The 19,739-nt window shown below is 42.3% G+C and carries 17 protein-coding genes; 9 read left to right on the top strand and 8 right to left on the bottom strand.

Annotation, left to right across the window (positions count from 1 at the left end; all coding sequences use genetic code 11):
• Positions 1-39: 39 nt before the first annotated feature.
• The 4 genes from IGI67_RS23470 (at position 40) to IGI67_RS23455 (ending at position 4,772) form a co-directional block, all read left to right on the top strand.
• Positions 40-1,506, top strand: coding sequence for an ATP-binding protein (locus tag IGI67_RS23470; protein WP_429959537.1), 1,467 nt, complete (start codon positions 40-42; stop codon positions 1,504-1,506).
• Between the two features lie 104 nt (positions 1,507-1,610).
• Positions 1,611-2,549, top strand: coding sequence for an alpha/beta fold hydrolase (locus IGI67_RS23465; protein ID WP_429959536.1), 939 nt, complete (start codon positions 1,611-1,613; stop codon positions 2,547-2,549).
• A gap of 77 nt (positions 2,550-2,626) precedes the next feature.
• Positions 2,627-3,022, top strand: a complete 396-nt coding sequence (locus IGI67_RS23460; RefSeq protein ID WP_429959535.1) for a hypothetical protein — start codon at positions 2,627-2,629, stop codon at positions 3,020-3,022.
• A 34-nt stretch (positions 3,023-3,056) separates the two neighbouring features.
• Positions 3,057-4,772 carry an ABC transporter ATP-binding protein gene (locus tag IGI67_RS23455; protein ID WP_429959534.1) on the top strand — a complete coding sequence of 572 codons (1,716 nt, stop codon included), beginning with the start codon at positions 3,057-3,059 and terminating at the stop codon, positions 4,770-4,772.
• A gap of 56 nt (positions 4,773-4,828) precedes the next feature.
• Here the strand turns inward: IGI67_RS23455 and IGI67_RS23450 are convergent, their stop codons facing one another.
• The 6 genes from IGI67_RS23450 to IGI67_RS23425 form a co-directional block, all read right to left on the bottom strand.
• Positions 4,829-6,376: a bifunctional metallophosphatase/5'-nucleotidase gene (locus tag IGI67_RS23450; protein ID WP_429959533.1), complete on the bottom strand. Its 1,548-nt coding sequence runs from the start codon at positions 6,374-6,376 to the stop codon at positions 4,829-4,831.
• 90 nt (positions 6,377-6,466) lie between these two features.
• Positions 6,467-7,270, bottom strand: coding sequence for a metallophosphoesterase family protein (locus IGI67_RS23445; RefSeq protein WP_429959532.1), 804 nt, complete (start codon positions 7,268-7,270; stop codon positions 6,467-6,469).
• A 2-nt stretch (positions 7,271-7,272) separates the two neighbouring features.
• Positions 7,273-8,055, bottom strand: a complete 783-nt coding sequence (phnE, locus tag IGI67_RS23440) for a phosphonate ABC transporter, permease protein PhnE (RefSeq protein WP_207108183.1) — start codon at positions 8,053-8,055, stop codon at positions 7,273-7,275.
• Positions 8,052-8,831 carry a phosphonate ABC transporter, permease protein PhnE gene (gene phnE / locus IGI67_RS23435; protein ID WP_429959531.1) on the bottom strand — a complete coding sequence of 260 codons (780 nt, stop codon included), beginning with the start codon at positions 8,829-8,831 and terminating at the stop codon, positions 8,052-8,054. The genes phnE (IGI67_RS23440) and phnE (IGI67_RS23435) overlap by 4 nt, the downstream gene beginning before the upstream one ends.
• Complete coding sequence (phnC, locus tag IGI67_RS23430) at positions 8,803-9,594, bottom strand: phosphonate ABC transporter ATP-binding protein (RefSeq protein ID WP_429959530.1); 792 nt, start codon at positions 9,592-9,594, stop codon at positions 8,803-8,805. Before phnC ends, phnE (IGI67_RS23435) begins: the two co-directional genes overlap by 29 nt.
• A 59-nt stretch (positions 9,595-9,653) precedes the next feature.
• A complete protein-coding gene (locus IGI67_RS23425) occupies positions 9,654-10,583 on the bottom strand; it encodes a phosphate/phosphite/phosphonate ABC transporter substrate-binding protein (protein WP_207108186.1) in 930 nt (309 codons plus the stop codon).
• Positions 10,584-10,777: 194 nt separating this feature from the next.
• On the opposite strand from IGI67_RS23425, the gene IGI67_RS23420 reads away from it, so the two are divergent.
• The 3 genes from IGI67_RS23420 (at position 10,778) to IGI67_RS23410 (ending at position 13,252) form a co-directional block, all read left to right on the top strand.
• Positions 10,778-11,458: a cyclic nucleotide-binding domain-containing protein gene (locus IGI67_RS23420; protein ID WP_207108187.1), complete on the top strand. Its 681-nt coding sequence runs from the start codon at positions 10,778-10,780 to the stop codon at positions 11,456-11,458.
• Between the two features lie 165 nt (positions 11,459-11,623).
• A complete protein-coding gene (locus IGI67_RS23415) occupies positions 11,624-12,676 on the top strand; it encodes a BMP family ABC transporter substrate-binding protein (protein WP_207108188.1) in 1,053 nt (350 codons plus the stop codon).
• A 144-nt stretch (positions 12,677-12,820) separates the two neighbouring features.
• Complete coding sequence (locus IGI67_RS23410) at positions 12,821-13,252, top strand: hypothetical protein (RefSeq protein ID WP_429959529.1); 432 nt, start codon at positions 12,821-12,823, stop codon at positions 13,250-13,252.
• Between the two features lie 136 nt (positions 13,253-13,388).
• Here IGI67_RS23410 and IGI67_RS23405 read toward each other — a convergent pair whose 3' ends face one another.
• Together IGI67_RS23405 and IGI67_RS23400 are read right to left on the bottom strand one after the other, a co-directional pair.
• Positions 13,389-14,372: a LacI family DNA-binding transcriptional regulator gene (locus IGI67_RS23405; RefSeq protein WP_429959528.1), complete on the bottom strand. Its 984-nt coding sequence runs from the start codon at positions 14,370-14,372 to the stop codon at positions 13,389-13,391.
• 16 nt (positions 14,373-14,388) lie between these two features.
• Positions 14,389-15,888 (bottom strand): sucrose-6-phosphate hydrolase, encoded by a 1,500-nt coding sequence (locus IGI67_RS23400; protein ID WP_429959527.1) that lies wholly within the window; start codon positions 15,886-15,888, stop codon positions 14,389-14,391.
• Positions 15,889-16,157: 269 nt separating this feature from the next.
• Between IGI67_RS23400 and IGI67_RS23395 the strand changes: the two genes are divergently transcribed.
• Together IGI67_RS23395 and IGI67_RS23390 are read left to right on the top strand one after the other, a co-directional pair.
• Entirely contained in the window at positions 16,158-18,113 is a 1,956-nt protein-coding gene (locus IGI67_RS23395; RefSeq protein WP_429959526.1) for a sucrose-specific PTS transporter subunit IIBC, read from the top strand.
• Positions 18,103-19,731 (top strand): glycoside hydrolase family 13 protein, encoded by a 1,629-nt coding sequence (locus tag IGI67_RS23390; RefSeq protein WP_429959525.1) that lies wholly within the window; start codon positions 18,103-18,105, stop codon positions 19,729-19,731. Before IGI67_RS23395 ends, IGI67_RS23390 begins: the two co-directional genes overlap by 11 nt.
• The last annotated feature ends 8 nt before the right edge of the window (positions 19,732-19,739 follow it).

Here is a 19,739-nt window from a genome sequence, read left to right as displayed (position 1 = left end):
TGTAAGGGTAATCAATAAACTGAATAGAAGAGGCTTCCTATGAGATATTTGTATCAGCAGTTACTAGCTTTTTGGCTGCTTATTATTTTAACCTTGGTTTTGATCAGTGTATCATTTACGAATATTAATAAGCGGACATTAGCTGCTCAGAACTATAATGAGATGATGAAGTATATAAAATCTGTCAATGCCACGTTAAATGGTTTTCATACAGATTTATCCGATTCTTTTTCCGAACCCTATGGCAACTTAAGCAGGGAAGAGATACTACCCTATTATCTGTTTAATGCAGAGCAAGTATTAGCGAATCAACAGATCAAGTTTGTATTAATTGATAGTCAAAAAAATATTATTTATCCAAAGAATAACAAGGAGCTTCAAAAATCCTTATTAGATGATTGGGAATGGGAACAGCTCAAACAAGGGGCAAATATCTCTAAAACCATCAAGTATGATCTTGATGGAAAGCCTAATCAGACCTCCTATGTTCTTTCGAATCGGTCTGTTTCCAATGAATTTAACGGCGTACTCATTGCATCAAAGTCAGCTAAGGACTTGGAATATAGTGAAAAACTGATTTCGGATAATTTATTAAAAGGATTTATCATTTCATCATTGTTTGGCGGAGCGATCAGTTTTGGCCTTGCGGCTAGACAGGTGAAGAAAATAAATGACTTAAAACGCGCAGTCAATCAGATCGCGAATGGAAACTACGAAATCGAGATCGAGGAAAAGGACAATAAAGACGAATTCAACGAGCTGGCGCATGATTTTAATAAAATGGCAGTCGCTTTGCAGGAGAATGAAAAGGAAATTATTCGGCAGGAAGAATTACGGAAACAGTTTATGGCGAATACCTCACACGAAATGCGAACACCATTGACCACAATCAAAGGATTATTGGAGGGCTTTGAGTATGGGGCGATCCCAGAGAGCCAAAAAGAAAAAGCTGTTTCATTGATGCAAAACGAAACGGACCGCTTGATTCGATTAGTGAAGCAAAATCTAGACTTCGAAAATATTCGAAGTCAGCAAATTACACTATCTGCTACTACGTTTAATGGAACAGAAGCGATCAAAAATATCATCGCTCAATTAGGCAAAAAGGCAGAGTCAATGAATGATCAGATTGTTTTATTAAATGAGGAGACGGTTGCTATTTACGCGGATCATGATCGGTTTATTCAGATCATGGTGAACATCATTCAAAATGCGATTCAATTTACCAAAAATGGGGAAATAAAAATAGTTTTAAAGGAAACAGATTCAGATGTCCTCATCTCCGTTGAGGACAATGGCATCGGCATGACGGAAGAGGAGCAAAAAAATATCTGGGATCGCTATTTTAAAGCAGATCCGTCCCGAAAAAACACAAAATTAGGGGAATCGGGGCTTGGTTTATCGATCGTGAAGGAACTGGTGCGATTGCATAGGGGTTCAATCGATGCGTTTAGTGAGAAGGATCAGGGCACGACCTTTACCGTTCGATTTCCTAAAGAAGGTTAAATAATAAAGGCTGCTGGTAAGATGATTATCAGCAGTTTTTTTTCGATAAACTGTTTACTAGATATTTGTTATACTTATAAAAATGGGAAAAAAGGAGAAAAGGTGTGTCAGTATACTTATTACTAATTGTACTTTTTGCGTTCATCTGTTTTGAAGGCTATCGATTTAGAAGTGACATTAAAGCTGCCTATGAGCGTTTGAATCACTATGAGGTGAAGTCCATTAATACTAGCTTTGGGAAAATGACCTATCTGGATGAAGGTTCTGGTGAAGCGATGATCATCTCTCATGGAATTTTTGGCGGCTATGATCAAGGATTGACAAGTCTGCGACAAGTAGTAGGAGATCGACAACGAAAAATTTCCCCCTCACGTTTCGGCTATGTAGGGACAGAGCTGCCTCAAGAACCCACACCGAAAAATCAGGCTAAGGCCTTTGTAGAACTGCTGGATCAACTAAAAATTGAAAAAAGTTATGTTTTGGGAACATCAGCTGGTGGAGCAGCAACCTTGCGCATGGCTTTGGAGCATCCGCATCGAGTAAAAGGCATCATCCTTTTATCTTCCGGAGCACCTGATAAAAAGAGGTCACCAGATGAGGTGAAGGAGATGGGCCTACAAGGTCCCCCGCCAATTATTGTGAATGACTTTATCATGTGGTTTACGATGAAACATTTTGGCTTTATTTTCAATCACATGATGGGTTCAAGAGTTGTGACAAATACTCTTTTTGAAACGATGCTGCCTGCAACGCCCAGACGAAAAGGAGTCAAGGCAGATAGTGAAATCACTAATACAGATATGACCTTAAACTACGAGGACTATCCGTTAGAGCAGCTGCAGGTACCAGTCTTAGTTTGCCATGCAAAAGATGATCCCATGGCAAACTATGAAGCGATAGATAAATTCATTCAACGAGTAACTGACGCGGATACCGCGATTTGTGAGACCGGTGGACATACGATTGAGGGTAATGGAGATTTTGTTAATCAAGCGATTCTTGATTTTATTGACAAAACCAATCGAGCGGAGAAATTCTCTTAAGTCATCCCAGAGCTTTCATACGTGATCCACTTGTGATGGTATACTTGTTTTAAACTGTATCAAGGAAAGGTGAGTCGATGAAAGCTGTTATTTCAGGCAGTACTGTTTTTCAAGAAGACTATCTGCAGCTGCAAAAAGATTTTAAGGATAAAGGAATTGACGTGATTGATTATCCGCGATTCAGTCAGAACCTAACAGCAGAGTACCCTCAAATTTTGACGAGCTTCTTTAAAAATATTGAAGCAACCGATATCTTTTTTTTATTCAATCAAGATAAAAATGGTGTGTCAGGTTGTATTGGTGCGGCAAGCTTTTCTGAACTGACCTATTGTCTGATGCAAAATCTTATTCATAACAAAAAGATCAAGATTATTTTATTCAAGGAGCCGTCAAAGGAGAATTTTTGCTTTGATGAGGTGAGTCTCTGGCTGGAGAATGAGTGGGTGGAGGTGGCCTCGCTCAGCTTCCTGTAACCGAATTTTGAATGATCATAAAGGAGTTTCAACAATGTTAAAGCGTTTTTTTAGTTATTATCGTCCTTATAAAGGATTGTTTCTATTAGATTTTACCTGTGCTGTATTTGCGGGTCTGCTAGAGCTGGCCTTTCCAGTTGCGGTCAATCAGGTGATTGATAAGATTATGCCGCAAAAGGAATTTCGTGTCATTCTGCTGGCCTGCTTCGCTCTTTTTCTATTTTATGTATTAAATACGGTCCTGCAATATATTGTTGTATTTTTTGGTCATCAGCTGGGGGTCAATATTGAGACGGATATGCGCCGGGAATTATTTGCCCATTTACAAACTCAACCATATGAATATTATGACAACCAAAAAACTGGGAAGCTGATCAGTCGTTTGACCACCGATTTGTTTGAAATATCAGAGGTCGCGCATCATGGTCCAGAGGATGTTTTTATTACAGTGATGACATTGGTAGGGGCGTTTTTGCTGATGCTCAACACACATGTAAAATTAGCGATTGCAACCTTTGCCGTATTGCCGCTAATCACGGTTGCTTTAGTCTTCTTCAATAAGAAGATGACCAATGTAAATACGCGTATTTATGAGGATTTAGGTGAATTTAACGCGGGAGTGGAGGCTTCTGTCAGCGGGATTCGAGTAACACAATCCTTTGCTAATGAGGAGTATGAATACCATCGGTTTGGCGGGTTAAGTGAAGCCTATCGAAAATCAAAGATTCTATTTTACCGAATAATGGCCATCAGCTCAGCGTATAACTACTTGTTGATTCGTTTAATTAATTTGTTCACACTGATTTTTGGCTCTTATTATGTGATCAAAGGGGAATTGACGAACGGTCAATTTGTCGGGTTCATTCTCCTTGCGAATGTTTTTGTTCGTCCAATCGAAAAGGTCAACACTATGATCGAAAGCTATCCAAAGGGGATCGCAGGATTCAAACGGCTGACAGAGGAATTAGATAAAAAGCCCACGATTGTCGATCAGCCAAATGCGGTGAAGGTGACACAGTTATCAGGAGATATTCATTATGAGGACGTATCCTTTTCCTATGGGGATGGAAAAAAAGTATTGAATCATGTGAATCTGACCATCAAAACAGGCGAAACCGTAGCTTTTGTCGGGCAAAGCGGCTCTGGAAAGACCACCTTGTGTAATTTGCTGCCGCGTTTTTACGAGGTGACTGAGGGACGGATCACTATCGATCGGCTGGATATTCGAGAAATGACACTAGCCTCTTTGCGAAATCAAATCGGAATCGTCCAGCAGGATGTTTTCCTGTTTCCAGGAAGCATTCGCGAAAACATTGCTTATGGTCGATTGGACGCCAGTGAAGAAGAGATCCTGACGGCAGCTAAATTGGCCCATCTGGAGGGTGTTTTAGAAACAATGCCTGAGGGAATCAATACCCAGATCGGTGAACGGGGCGTTAAGCTTTCCGGAGGACAAAAGCAGCGAGTGGCGATTGCTCGAATGTTTCTGAAAAATCCGCCGATTCTGATTTTAGATGAAGCGACCTCTGCTTTGGACACGGAAACTGAGCAGGTGATTCAGGATTCCTTGAATTCCTTAGCAAAAGGACGGACCACCATGATCATTGCCCATCGTTTAGCCTCGATCAAGCATGCGACCCGAATCGTCGTTGTTAGCTCTGAAGGAATCCTCGAACAGGGGACTCACGAAGAATTAATGGAAAAAGGCGGAGCGTATCGCCAATTATATGACGCACAATTCAGAAAATAAAAGAAAACGGCCAATCATAAAATCCTGTGGGAGATTACGACTGACCGTTTTTAATTTTACAGGCGCACTTGGAAGTTATGATTCACTTCTGCTTTGATGACTGGATGGGCTTTTAAGTATTCCGCGATGAGTTCAGTCATATCGATTGGGATTTCCCGCACGATTTTTTCTGCACGGAACATCCTATAATTTCCGCCGCCGATCGCGCGGTATTGATTCGTCACAACTTCTAGCTCTTGCTCTAAAGTAATTGGCTTGCCTTGAAAGTCAAGCCGTGTTATCCGCTGACCAGCCGGCTGGCTCATATCGATCGTGTAATCAATGCCTTCATACATATCATAATTATAATATTGTGGTTTAGGATGGATAAACGCGGGATTGAACACGATCCGACCATTTTCCACCGCAAGATAATTCGCGGTCTGCTCCAGTGCGGATCGTAATTCGGCCCCATTGATTTTAATGACCGCTAAGGTGTTGGGATAGATGTAGTTGGTAATGACATCCCGCATCGTAATCGTCTTGCCAAATCCTTTTCCATCATTATTGAAGAGCGCTGTACCAGAGATTTTTGCACCGCTGGCGAATAGTTGGACGCGATTAATAAACTCGACGTATGGATGCTCCTCAATGCGTGCCTGCATTGGATCGAGAATGCGCATATCGCCTGACACTTCACCTAAAGTTTGATCCAGCCAGCTTTCCAGTTCTGCTTCAACTGGTCTGATCACTGAGAGAATTTCAGGATCAGGCTTCACCGCCTCCACAGAATGCAGCGCGGCACAGCTGTCAACGACAACAGCCTGATCGCCATTTTTTTCTACCGTTAACTGAATTTCTCCAATATGATTTCCTCGATACCCCGGCTGCACAATTTGAACGCCGTTGATTTTTGCCGCGATGGTTCGGTGCTGATGCCCAGTGAAAAGGGCATCAATTCCAGCAACCTCCTGCAGTAAGGCATATCCTTCATTTTCACCAGTCAGTGCTTCAGTCGCCTCACCCGTGGAGAGTTCCTTTTCAAAACCGCCGTGATAACTGACCACGACCAAATCTGCCTGCTGCTTCAAGAGAGGAATGTACTTCTTTGCAGTATCAACGATGCTTTCAAAAACCATGCCTTTAAGGGTTTCTGGTTTTTCCCAATGGGGGATATACTGCGTAGTTAGTCCCAAAACAGCGATCTTTATTCCAGCTTTTTCGATAATCGTATAGGCCTTGCCGAAATACGGCTGGCCTGTATGATTTAAGACATTCGCCGCTAGAACAGGCGCAGTATAATTTTCAATCGCTTCTTTTAAATAGTCAATTCCGTAGTTAAACTCATGATTTCCGATGACTTGAACATCATAATGCATCTTATTGATCAGATCGGTTAGCTCCTTGGCTGAATGTTTTTCTTTGGCCAGGTAGTAGCTCAAGGGGGAGCCTTGTATGAAATCGCCATTCTCAATCGTAATCACTGGGCCTTCAGCTTTTGATCGAAGCTCTTTCAATTTTGCGGCTATTTTAGCCGCGCCAAGGGCTAACGCCTCTTTACCAGAATAATCTGTGGGAGAAATATAGCCATGCATATCGCTGGTTTCAAGAAAAGTAATTTTCATTTTGGCTTCTCCTTTCTTCATAGTAGTTTTTTACAATAATACAGAAGAGACCGAAGAAGCTGTCGCTGTTCGGTCTCTTCTCCAACTTGATTATTTACTCATATCAAGAGTCTTCAGAACATGGCCTGAAAGAAAATTCTCTGTTGTTTGCTGCGTCACTCGCCCCTGTTGGAGGTGGTAAAGATTATAGCCGTGACGTTCTTCAAACCGTACAAGACCATCCCCTTCGTCCTCGCCGACAAAAGACATGCTGGACACTGTAAAATAGGGGATACCGGCGATGTCGTCGTTAAAAGTATGGTGCGTATGACCATTTAATATGCAGCTAATGTTGTAGGGAGCGATCAGCTGCAGGAAACGTTCAGCTCCCGGCCATTCTGGAATACTGCTTTGATGTGCCAGCAAATGATGATGGGTTACCAAAACGATCGGCTGGTTTTTCTCCCGCTCCAACGTTTTTTTCAGCCATTGAAATTGCTGCTCATCCACAATACCATCCGCATGCCCATAGCATGAATTGTCAAAAGCAATCACGGTGAAGTCAGGCAGATATTCTACTTGATTATACGGCTCAGCGGAGGCTGCTTCATTACACCAGCCAGCTCGAAAATGTTCCTTGATATCGTGATTTCCTAAAGTAACAACGACTTTGGTGTCTCCTAAAAAATCTTTCAGCCATTCTCGTAAATAGCGATAATCTTCTACATCGCCATCCTCAGTTAAATCGCCGCTAATGATCACTAGATCCAGCACCGTTTGCTGCTGAAGCTGCTTCAAGCATTGCTCCAACGGAATAAGCGGATTTTGCATCTTTGCGAGCATCCCTTTATAGCCTTCATCGCAGGCCTCATACTTTCTGCGAAAATGTATATCTGATATATGCAATATATTCATTTTTATCTCAATTTCTTTCTTATGATTCCGGTTATTTGATCTAAAATAAACACGGTAACAACAACACCGAGCAATATTATGCTGACCTTGCTCCACGAACGCGTTTGAATCGCGAAAATCAATGGCGCACCAATTCCGCCAGCTCCAACTAGCCCAAGTGTTGCGGCACTGCGGACAGCAATCTCAAAATGGTTTAATGCCAGGGAAGAGTAGATAGGCATCAGATAGGGAACACGTACATAAAAAATCGTCTGCCAAAAATTTGCTCCTACGGCATGCATTTCTTCCACCAAACGCTCGTCCATTGCTTCCATTTCTTCAGTAAATAATTTTCCCAGCATTCCAATTTGATGAACACCGATCGCCATGACACCGGCAAACGGTCCTGGCCCAACGACCTTCACAAAAATAATGGCAAAAACCAGCTCAGGGAAGGCACGCAGCACATTGCAAATAAATTTCCCTAACTTAGTGACCCAAGGATGCGCCTGCCATAGATTTACTGCACTGATTAACGTGATGGGGATAGCTAAAACGGTGGCAATCATCGTTCCTAAGCAGGCAATGCCGATCGTCAGCAACAACAGACTCAGCAAGTCTTCGCCGCTGCCGTCATAGAGAAATCCCCAATCAGGTTGAGATAAGCCGCGTAAAACATCCATTCCCATGGAAGGTGAAAAAGTACGTAGTCCTGAATAGTCAAGCGTCATTGCTGAAAGGATAACAAGAATAATTACGACGATCAGTGAAAGGATCGTTTTTCTACTCATCTCACGAATCATCATAGAAGGGACCTCCTAACCTGCTCGCTCAATTTATCCACGAGTGCGACAGTGATCAAAATCGTCAGAATGATAATCGACACCCGTTCGTAATTCAGCAGAGCCAATGAGGAATTCAGGATCACTCCGATCCCGCCAGCACCAACGTAACCAAGAACGGTAGAGGCGCGAACATTGACCTCAAACGCGTAAAAAGCATAGCTGGCAAATTGACTCAATACCTGCGGGGCAATCGACCAGACAGCGATCTGCATTTTATTCGCACCAACAGCCGCCGCAGCTTCGATTGGTCCGAAATCAATTGTCTCAATTGCTTGGAACATTAGCTGCGACACCATGCCGAAGGTGAATACTGCGATCGTCAATACGCCTGTTGCTTCACCGATACCGAAAATTGCGACAAAAAGAGCAGCCAAAAGCAGGGTAGGAATGGTGCGAACCAAGCCCAGCAGAAAACGAAAAATCGTAGATAGCCAACGATTTTCAGTTACGACAGTCGTTGCTAGAAAGCTGACAGGGATCGCAAAAACCAGCCCAATCACAGTTCCCAAAAGCGACATTTGCAGTGTTTTGATCATCGGTTCGACTAATTTAGGCAAATAACTGAAATCAGGATGGATAAACCGCGATAAGAAGGCGGTCATCTGACTAGAATTTTGAAAGACCTGCGAAAATTCAGCTGCCGTAATCCAGGCACTGCCTTGAAAACAGGCAAATAGAAATAGAAGAATAAGCAGGTGCTTATACCACTTAAAGTGAACGGTCTCTTTCAAGCTCATCAATTTCGCCTGCCTTTTCTTCAAAAATTGCTTTGCCGTAAATCTGACTCAGCCGTTCGTCCGTCAAAGCTTCCGGTGTTCCATCAAAAACGACCTGCCCCGCATTCAAAGCGATGACCCTAGTGGAAAACTCACGCGCCAGCGGCACTGAATGAAGGTTGACGATTACGGTTTTGTTCATTGTTTGATTAATTTTTTTCAGATCCTGCATGACTTTTTGAGTAGTGATGGGGTCTAGTGAAGCGACCGGTTCATCTGCCAAAATAATCGGAGCCTGCTGTACCAAAGCTCGAGCAATCGAAACCCGCTGCTGCTGTCCGCCGCTAAGCTCGTCACTGCGTGTTTGTAATTTATCCGATAGGCCGACCGTTTCCAGTGCTTCCTTCGTTTGCTGATAATCCTCTTTGGTGAAGAGACCAAAAATACTTTTCCAAGTCGAATAATAGCCCAATCTGCCAGAGAGCACATTTTTCTGAACCGTACTGCGCTTCACAAGATTGAAGCTTTGTGAGATCAAGCCGATCTGCCGGCGGATCGTCCGCAATTCCTTCTTGTTGGCTTTTGTAATAGAGGTGCCATTGATACGGATATCTCCTTTAGTAGTATCAACTAAACGGTTGATGCTGCGTAAAAGAGTACTTTTACCGGCACCGCTCAAACCGATGATGGAAACAAATTCGCCATCTTCAATTGTTAGGTTGATATCCTTCAGACCTACAACGCCGTTCGGATACACCTTTGAAACCTTGTCAAAAATTATCATGATCCGTCTCCATTTTTTAAAGTGTCAGCAAAATAAACTTGCTGACACTTCCTGTTGTTTTATTCCGCTGCTTTTTTCGTATAGTCTCTGATCGTATCATAGGCAGAGTCGGCAGCTTCTTCATAGCCTTGATGACCCCATAAAGACATGGCTTCAGAGCCGTCTTCGTCATCCTTCATATTAAGGAAGGTCTTTTTGATTTTTGCTTTCAAATCCTTTGACATATCGGGTTGAACCGCGATGGCGTCATTGGGAATATCGCCTTCAGTTAAGTACAATACTTTTAAATCCTTGAATAGATCATTGTCTGAGAAGTTTGAGGCAAATACGTTTCTTGCTCCTTCAAAAACAAAGGCAGCATCCATTTGCTTATTCAATACGGCAGTGATCTCACTTGGGATATCATTGACGGTTGTCATTTTTGTATCCGCTGTTGGATCAATCCCAGCATTTTTTAATTCAGCTACAGGATAAATATAACCGCTGGCTGAGTTTGGACTCAATGTAGCGATATTTTTGCCTTTTAAATCCGTCAATTTGTTCAAGCCGCTATCCGCACGAACCAAAACTTCGCCTTTAAAGGTATTCGTCAATTTATCTTTCAACGGCAGGCCAGTTTCTTGATCGTAGTCACCTAGCTGTGACGTTAGAATCGCTTCGGCAGCGCCAGCATCTTTTGCTTGAACATAGGCTGCTGGAGGCATGATACCGATATCTACTTGCCCAGAAGACATGGCTTCAACAATGGTTGAATAGTCAGTAGCTAAAGTAACCTCTACATCGCGGTCCAATTTTTTTGACAGGTATTTAGCAAATGGTTTTGCCTTTGCTTCCATACTGCCGTCATTGTTTGTCGGAACGAACTGAACGACCAATTTTTCTTTGCTGTCCTTTTCTGAGCTGCTGTTTGTTTTACCAGAGCCGCAACCAACTAAAGCCGTAAGTAGCATCACTCCGATAAACCCTTTTGCTAACTGTTTTAACTGCATTTTTCTCCTCCTGTTGGATGTAATTTCTATTACGTCTAAATCATAGCAAGGAATAAAAAATAATGAAGTGACGCACGTCCTATTTTACACAACTTTTACATACAATTTACATATAAATATAAAAATCGTTCGTATTGAGACTAAAAACATTCTAGGCTATAATAAAGAAAAACTCTTTAGAGGTGACTTTTTTCATGAAAAAAATTCAAGACACGGAACAGCTGTCTGCCTACGTTGAGATGCATAATTTGCAGGATTATATGGATTCAGATTTCTTGGCGATGGCTTCTTTGCAGTATTTCGAAAAGGAAGAGCACCTCATTCAAACGGGAACGACTTCTGATTATCTGTACTTTTTAGTAGATGGAACGGTAATGGTTTATTCCTATTCCTCGGATACTCAAAATATTTGTATCGACTATGCCAAGCCTGCTACACCGCTTGGCGAGGCGTCTTCTCTATGGGGCTTGCTGCCCAAAAGCAGTGTAAAGGCCGTCTCAAATTGTATCTGCGTCAGCATCCCCCTGAATAAATACCGTTCACAGCTGCAAGAGGATGTTCGCTTTTTACAGAATATTTGCCAGCTGTTGAGCTATCGACTAAACTCAGGGATCAACCTAGCCAATTCATTAACTGAGCCAGTCGAGACTCGCTTGGCAAAGTTCATCCTCGAGCATCACGAAAACAACCAGTTTTCATTTCGCTTAACCACCTGTGCATCCATTTTAAATGTCAGCTATCGGCATCTTTTACGAACGATCACGAATTTTAGAGAGGCGAACATCATAGAAAAGAAGAAGAATGGTTATTTGATTCATGATGTCGCTGCGCTGGAGGAGCTAGCCGAAAATCTCAGCAGTCCCGCTAAATCATAGAAAATCCGCACATCCTTGTGATTATTGTTCATTGCAAGGGTGTTTTTTTGCTGAAGGAAGAGCCAATAACTAAAATTTTGGAAAAAACGAATAGTTTTCAAGATATAGGTATGCTATACTTTTGAAAGCTCAATGTGTCAAGACACATAAAAGGAGAGAAAAACGGTGAAAAAACTATTTGTTTCATTATTATTTCTAGCTTCACTGGGAACGTTAGTTGGGTGTGCACAAAATCAAGAAAAGGCAAAATCTGAAAAAGAAACGAGCAAGATAGCGCTGGTTTTGGGATTTGGCGGGGTGGATGATCGTTCCTTTAATCAGGCTGGCTGGGAAGGGCTTGAAGCTTGGGGAAAGGACAAAAAGCTGACGGCTAAAAAAGATTTTACGTATATCGAAACGAATAATCCCGAGGACAATAGCACGAATATTGATCAGGCTATAAAAAATGGCTTTACTACGATTATCAGCTTAAGCTATCTGCAAGCTGAGGAATTAAAAAACGCCGCAGAAGCAAATCCGAAATTAAAATTTGCACTTGTAGATGGGGAGGTATCAGGCAAAAAGAACATTTCCTCTGCTTCTTTTAAGGATCAGGAAAGTGCTTATTTAGCAGGATTAGCGGCTGCCTATACGACTAAAAGTAATAAAGTAGGCTTTATCGGCGGAATGGAAGGGCCCGTCATCCAGCGTTTTCAAAGCGGTTTTGAGGCAGGAGTCAAAGCCGGAGCAGACGCTCAGAGCAAGGAAATAGCTGTGAACGTCCAATACGCCGCATCATTTGACTCGCCAGACAAAGGAAAGGCCATTGCTGCTTCGATGTATAAAGATGGAGCCGATATTCTTTATCAAGCAGCAGGAAGTACGGGGGCCGGCGTTTTCCAAGAGGCGAAGGCCCGTAATGAAAATGATTATAGTAAAAAGGTTTGGGTCATTGGTGTCGATCGTGATCAAGAAGATGAGGGTGACTATAAGCTCGAAAATGGAGAAACTGGCAACTTCACTCTAACCTCCACGAAAAAGAACGTGGGAGCAGCCGTTAAGGAATTTGCGGAAACCTCCTATAATGGAAAGTTTCCTGGTGGAAAGCATCTGACTTTTGGTCTAAAGGAAGAGGGCGTCGATCTGACAAAAGGTCAGCTGTCTGAAGAAGCCTATCAAGCTGTTTCGGAGGCTAAAAAGAACATTATCAGTGACGAACTGACAGTACCGGAAAAGTAATTTCTTTAATAAAAGGATTCTAGATAGGAGCATTGATAAGCTGGTTTGAGCTATCAATGCTCTATTTTTATGGGTGTGCTGCCATGCTTTTTACCGTATACTTATTTATGGGGACAGGCATTTCCCAAAATGAAGGAGGCAATCATGCTGAATTTCACAAAGGCTACGGCCATTTATACGATTATATACGCGATCATCAGCTTTATCTTGCTGGTAAGCTTTGGCTTTTTTATGATTGCTTCACGAGGGACATTCCTTTTGACACCTTTGATTGGACTGCCATTTTTTATCGGCTTTTTACATATCGTCGGTTTTGTTTGTGAGATTACGTGTCTTCGAATAAATAAGGATTCCCCCGCCAAAAGAAAGCTGATCTTTCTTTCTCTGATCTTTTATACGATTGAAATTTTCGCTTTGCTGCTTCCTATGATGGCTATTTTGATAAAAATGAATGCCGCGTATAGCCAAAAAATCGTTTTCCTTGCACTGGCGAGTATTCCGGTGACCAAGCTGTGTTTACTGGTGCTTTCAATCATTATTCTGGTGAAGTTTCGAAAGAAGCAGGTTCCCTTTTAACCAGACTTCACTGGCTGCCAGTTTAAAGTCTTTTTGAAGAATACTTTACAAAAGGAAAGCCAAATGGTCATATTACTGTTGATTTCGACAGTAAATGACCATTTGGCTTTTTGTTTGTATCATTTTTGCTGCTTCTTTAAGTCGTTTTCCCCTGAATGAGCTTTATCGGCAGTGAATAATATTGTTCCAGCTTTTTATCTGGGGTTGTGATACGTTGGATCAACAAATCGACCAGCAAATCAGCAAAATCAGAAATGGGCTGAGCGATTGTAGACAACTGAGGAAAATAATTCTGGACAAATTTTGTTCCGTCATAGCCAATCAGCTTCAAATCCTCTGGAATCGAAATCTTCATTTCTTGACAGATATTATAGACCAGTATTGCAGTCATATCGTCGGTACAAAACAAGCTGTCCAGCTCTTCATTTTCTAAAATCCGCTTAATCTCCAAGGTTTTTAGAGCCATTGAGCTTGCTCTCGAATCAATGTTAAAGACTCGCGGTTCTAAATTTTTTTCTGATAAAAACTGCTCGTATCCTTCCAAACGTCCATTTGTCGGCGAATGCGACTTCAAGCTGCCAGTCAGAATGCCGATTTTTCTGCAGCCTCGCAGATATAAATTCTCCGTTGCCAAATAGCCGCCATGAAAGTTATCACTCCCGATGATCGGAATATTCTTAGACAAATAACGGTCGAAGGAAACGATCGGAAGTCCAATATCCTCGTATTCCTTAATTCCTAAGTTGTGGGCACCGGCTATGATGCCATCCACTCGATTTGCTGAAAGCATATTGATGTAGGCACGTTCTTTTTCTTTATTATTGGCACTATTGCAAAGAATTGTTTTGTAGCCTTGTTCAAATAGCGTGGCTTCTAGTTTATCGACGAGTTCACCAAAAAAAGGATTCGAAACTGTCGGGAAGATGAGTCCAATCAGCTGGGTATTTTTCCCCTGCAAAGAACGGGCGAGAGAATTCGGCTGATAGTTTAACTCCTTCATGGCCAGATGCACCTTATCAATGGTCTTTTGGCTTAGTGATCCGTAGTTATTGATCACACGTGAGACCGTAGTGGGGGATACACCTGCTTTTTTTGCAACATCCGTCAATTTGATTGCCATGGTATCGTTGTACTCCTTAATCGTTTTTCATGTTCCGCAAGCACCAGAAATCTCCGGTAAAATCGCCAGAAGTTCCTTCAAGATAAACATTTTTTTCCACTTCATTTGGAAATACCCGGGCAGTAAAAACAGCTTGTCCGCCATTTACAAAGATTTCGCAAACCGAATGATCAACAAAAATTTGTAATGACAAAGGACTCTCCTTCTGAAGTGCAAGACTTCGAGTTGTTCCGTATTCCTGAGCAAAGGTATGGCTTGTGTGTGTGCGGTCTACACTTATCATACCATTTTTTGTATCAAAATCGATGGTGAATGAGTGATCCCTTTGCATATCTGAATAAAGGTGCAGCCTTCCTTGACTATCGTCGGAAAAATGGAGCATTAATTCATAGCAGTTATTGGTTTTTTCAGCAAGCGCAAGGGGCCGTGAAACAAGCTTTCCCTCAATAGGCGTTTGTTCCTGTCTCAACTCGACTAGCTCCTTGACAGGCTTTTGATACAATTGCCCATCCTTGAGCTGCAATTCTTTTATGATGCTTAAACAGTGTGCCCACCCCTCTGAATCACTGGGATATTCCACTTCAGGAAGCCCGATCCAGCTTACTGCCAGAGCCCGGCCATCAGGTGCGTTAAAGGCTTGTGTGGCATAAACATCAAACCCGTAATCCAAATTCATTAATGGACTTGGCTTTGTTAATGAAGGGCGATCCGTTTCGAATGTCTCGGCGACGATATAAGTATTGGGATAAATATTTTGGTAAGCCATGATTTTCTTGCTCAATCCTTGAGGACAGAAGAGAAAAACGGGCTGCTCATCAATAAACACTAGATTTGGACATTCCACCATGAAGCCCAGCGACTGGTTTGTAAAATCTAAAGGTCCTGAAAAATGCAGGCTTTCTAAAGAATCGCCTGAATAAACCAACACTTTTCCTTCAAGTGCTTCAGTTTGAGCACCAATCAGAAGCCAATATTTCTCCTGATAGAAAAACACCTGCGGATCACGAAATTCATGGGTATACCCTTTAGGCGGAGCAGGAATAATCGGTTGCTCATCCTTGATAATCTCTCCATCATTCGTCATGTGAGCCAACATTTGATAGGACCCTCGCTGCCAATTTGAATCCCGTACATTTCCTGTGTAGGCTAGTACCAGCTCATCATCAATGACTATTCCCGAACCTGAATAAACACCGTGCTGATCATAAGCAGAATCAGGTAGGAGGGCAATCCCTTCAGAGGCCCAATCCACGAGATTGCTTGATGAAACATGGGCCCAGGACTTCACTCCATGGACAGGTCCCATTGGATAGAGCTGATAGAAGAGCTGCCATTTTCCATTGAAATATGAAAAACCATTCGGATCGTTTAGCAGACCGCTTTCCGGTTGAATATGATACCCTTGCCGCCACTTTGAACCGCGAACAATTTCATTTAGAGCTGTTTGGTAAGACGTATCCCATTGATCATAAGGGAGGTAACGCAGATCGTCAGTCCAATTTTTAATTAAGTCCATGTTTGTTTCTCCTTCCATAGGTAGAGGAACTATTTTCTAGGCTGACTCATAGGTCCAGCCAATCATTAAAAAAACGCCTTCGTTTGCTAATAAGATACTTCAAAAACCTACAATTGTCAAACGTATATCATTTATATAATTATTGATGTAACAATATACAGGAGATTTTAAAGGTGATTAAAAAATATTTTTGATAAACGTTTGACATTTCGAGAATATGCTGTATGATAAAGGTGAAAAAAGCGATTACAATAGGAGGGAGATAAATAATGAATCATCAAAAGGTAGCAGCAGAGGTCAACAAAGCAGTGGGGGAAGGGAATATTCAAGCAGCCGCTCACTGTGCTACACGATTACGCCTAGTACTAAAAGATCCCAGTAAAGTGGATCACGCAGCCTTAGATAACAACGAGGATGTAAAAGGAACTTTTGAAGCGAATGGTCAATTTCAAATCATTATTGGACCAGGAGATGTAAACAAGGTTTATGCCGAATTAGTCAAGTTGACAAATGTTAAGGAGGCCTCTACAGAAGATTTGAAAGCGGTCGCCGCTGAAGGGAAGAAGGTCAATCCCGCGATGGCATTTATCAAAGTGCTGTCGGATATCTTTGTTCCAATCGTTCCAGCCCTAGTCGCCGGCGGTTTGCTGATGGCGATCAACAACGTATTGACCTCTCAGAATTTGTTTGGTCCGCAATCAGTGGTAGAAATGTTTCCAAATATTAAAGACGTTGCCAGTATTATCAATTTGTTAGCTTCTGCACCGTTTGCCTTTCTTCCAATTTTAGTCGGGTTCTCAGCGACAAAACGTTTTGGGGGAAATGGTTATCTAGGAGCTGCGATGGGGATGGCAATGGTCATGCCTGATTTGATCAATGGTTATGGTGTCGCAAATGCGATTGCCGAAGGATCAATGCCCTACTGGAATATCTTTGGTTTGCAGGTGGCACAGGCCGGATATCAAGGTTCTGTATTGCCCGTACTAGCCGTTTCTTGGATTTTAGCCACGTTGGAAAAATTCTTCCACAAGAAAATCTCGGCCGCATTCGATTATACATTCACACCCATGTTAGCAATTATTATTACCGGTTTCTTAACCTTCATTTTCGTTGGTCCTGTAATGCGAATCGTTTCTGATGGTCTTACAGATGGACTAGTGTGGTTGTATCAAGCAACTGGAGCGGTCGGCTTAGGAATTTTTGGGCTGTTTTATTCGCCAATCGTGATTACCGGACTTCACCAAAGTTTCCCGGCAATCGAAACGACCTTATTAGCAGATGTAGCACGGACAGGCGGTTCCTTCATTTTCCCTGTTGCATCAATGGCAAACATTGCTCAAGGCGCTGCAGCATTAGCCATCTTTGTTTTAACAAAAAATGAAAAGCAAAAAAGCTTGGCTTCCTCAGCAAGTATCTCCGCACTCCTTGGAATCACAGAACCTGCGATTTTCGGGATTAATTTAAAATTAAAATTCCCGTTTGTCTGTGCCATGATCGCTTCAGGAGTCGCTAGTGTTTCATTGGGACTTTTCCATGTATTATCCGTAGCGATGGGCCCAGCAAGTGTGATCGGCTTTATCTCCATCGCACCTAAATCAATTCCATTCTTTATGATTGGCGTAGTAATCAGTTTTGTTTTAGGTTTCGTACTGACATTTGTTTATGGAAAGAAAAAAATGGACGTACCTATAACAGACGCCGCTGCTGCAGAAGAAGCTGTCATGATCAATGAAGAGCCTGATCAGTCTGCGGGTGTTCAAGATGATGTATTAGCAGCGGTTGTGGCCGGAAAAGTTGTGCCGTTAAAAGAAGTGAACGATCCAGTCTTCGCAACAGAAATGATGGGGAAGGGGATCGCGATCGCACCTGATAGCAATCAATTATTTGCTCCAACTGATGGTGTTCTGACTGTAATGTACGATTCCAAGCACGCCTATGGCATTCAAGCAGATAGCGGGGCAGAAATTCTCATTCATATCGGGATCGATACAGTCAATCTTGCAGGGAAGTTCTTCTCAACCAATAAAAAGAAGGGAGAACGAGTGAAAAAAGGGGAATTGCTGGGAACCTTTGACAGAGAAGCAATCAAGAACGCCGGTTATGATGATACAGTCATGATTTTGGTCACAAATTCACCTGCATATAGCGACATCAGTCCATTAGACAAGAAGAACGTTGCTGAAGGCGAAGATATTCTCGCGGTGAGTAAAGCCTATGAGCAATAAATGGTGGCAAAAGGCGGTCATTTATCAGATCTATCCCCGCAGCTTTCAAGACAGCAACAACGACGGGATCGGAGATTTACAGGGAATCATCCAAAGATTAGACTATCTGGCTTTTTTAGGAGTAGACGCCCTCTGGCTGAGTCCAGTCTATTCTTCTCCCAATGATGATAACGGCTATGATATCAGTGATTATCAAGCGATCGGCCCCGAATACGGAACAATGGCGGATATGGATTGTTTAATCAAAGAAGCAGAAAGTCGAAAAATCAAAATCATTATGGATTTAGTCGTAAATCATACATCTGATGAGCATATCTGGTTTCAAGAAGCCTTAAAAAGTAAAGACAATCCTTACCACGATTTTTATGTGTGGCGAAGACCTGTTGCTGGTGGTCCGCCCAATGGCTTGAAATCTAATTTTGGCGGTTCTTCCTGGACCTATGTTCCTCATCTTGATGAATATTATTTGCACCTGCACTCTAAAAAACAGCCAGATTTGAATTGGGAAAATCCGAAGATGAAACAAGCTATCTGGGATATGATGAACTTTTGGCTAGAAAAAGGGATTGGCGGCTTCCGTTTAGACGTGATTGATTTGATTGGTAAAGAGCCGGATCATGAAATCACTCAAAATGGGCCGAAGCTGCATGACCTGCTGCAGGAAATGAACCATAAAACCTTTGGAAACTATGATGTTGTTACGGTTGGAGAAACATGGGGAGCGACCCCTGAGATCGCCGAATTGTATTCAAGTCCTGACAGAGATGAGCTGTCGATGGTTTTCCAGTTTGAGCATATCAATCTGGATAAGCAGCCGGGAAAACGCAAATGGGACCTAAAAGAATTGAATCCCTACGAACTTCATGAGGTTTTCTCGAAGTGGCAGATCAAATTAGACCAAAAAGGGTGGAACTCCTTATTTTGGAACAATCACGATTTACCGCGAATCATCTCTCGTTGGGGCGATGATTCGGACGAGTATCGGGAAATCAGCGGAAAAATGCTGGCGATCTATCTTCATTTCATGAAGGGGACTCCTTATATCTATCAAGGAGAAGAGCTTGGAATGATCAATTATCCTGTCAAAGAGATTCAAGAGGTGGATGATCTTGAAAGCATTCAAATGTACAACGAGCGATTAAAGCAAGGATACCCCGTCGACGATTTGATTACTTCAATCAATGCTAAAGGACGAGATAACGCTCGACATCCGATGCAGTGGGACACGCAGCTCAATGCTGGTTTTTCTGCGGAAAAGCCTTGGCTGCCTGTACATTCTAACTACAGGACAGTCAATGCGGCGGCAGCCCTTGCTGATGAAAATTCGCTCTTTTACACATATAAACAATTGATAACTCTGAGAAAACAATTTGATGTGATCACAAATGGCGAGTATCAAATAGTAGAAACAAATAATCCGTTGGTATTAGCCTATCAGCGCTTTGACGATGAAGAAGAATTAACGGTTGTCGTGAATTTCTCTAAAGCTGTCCAGACGTATAAAGTGGCTCAAACCTTAGCGGAGCATGAGATCCTGATCCATAATTATCCTGAAAGACCCGAACAGTGGCAGCAATTAGCGCCCTACGAGGCATATGCTGTTCGTCGATCCAACTAAAAGCTTTC

The organism is Enterococcus sp. AZ196 (genome assembly GCF_050498845.1).
Taxonomy (GTDB): domain Bacteria; phylum Bacillota; class Bacilli; order Lactobacillales; family Enterococcaceae; genus Enterococcus_A; species Enterococcus_A murrayae.
The sequence above is the reverse complement of the archived record's forward strand: the minus strand, read 5'-3'. Positions and strand labels throughout refer to the sequence as shown.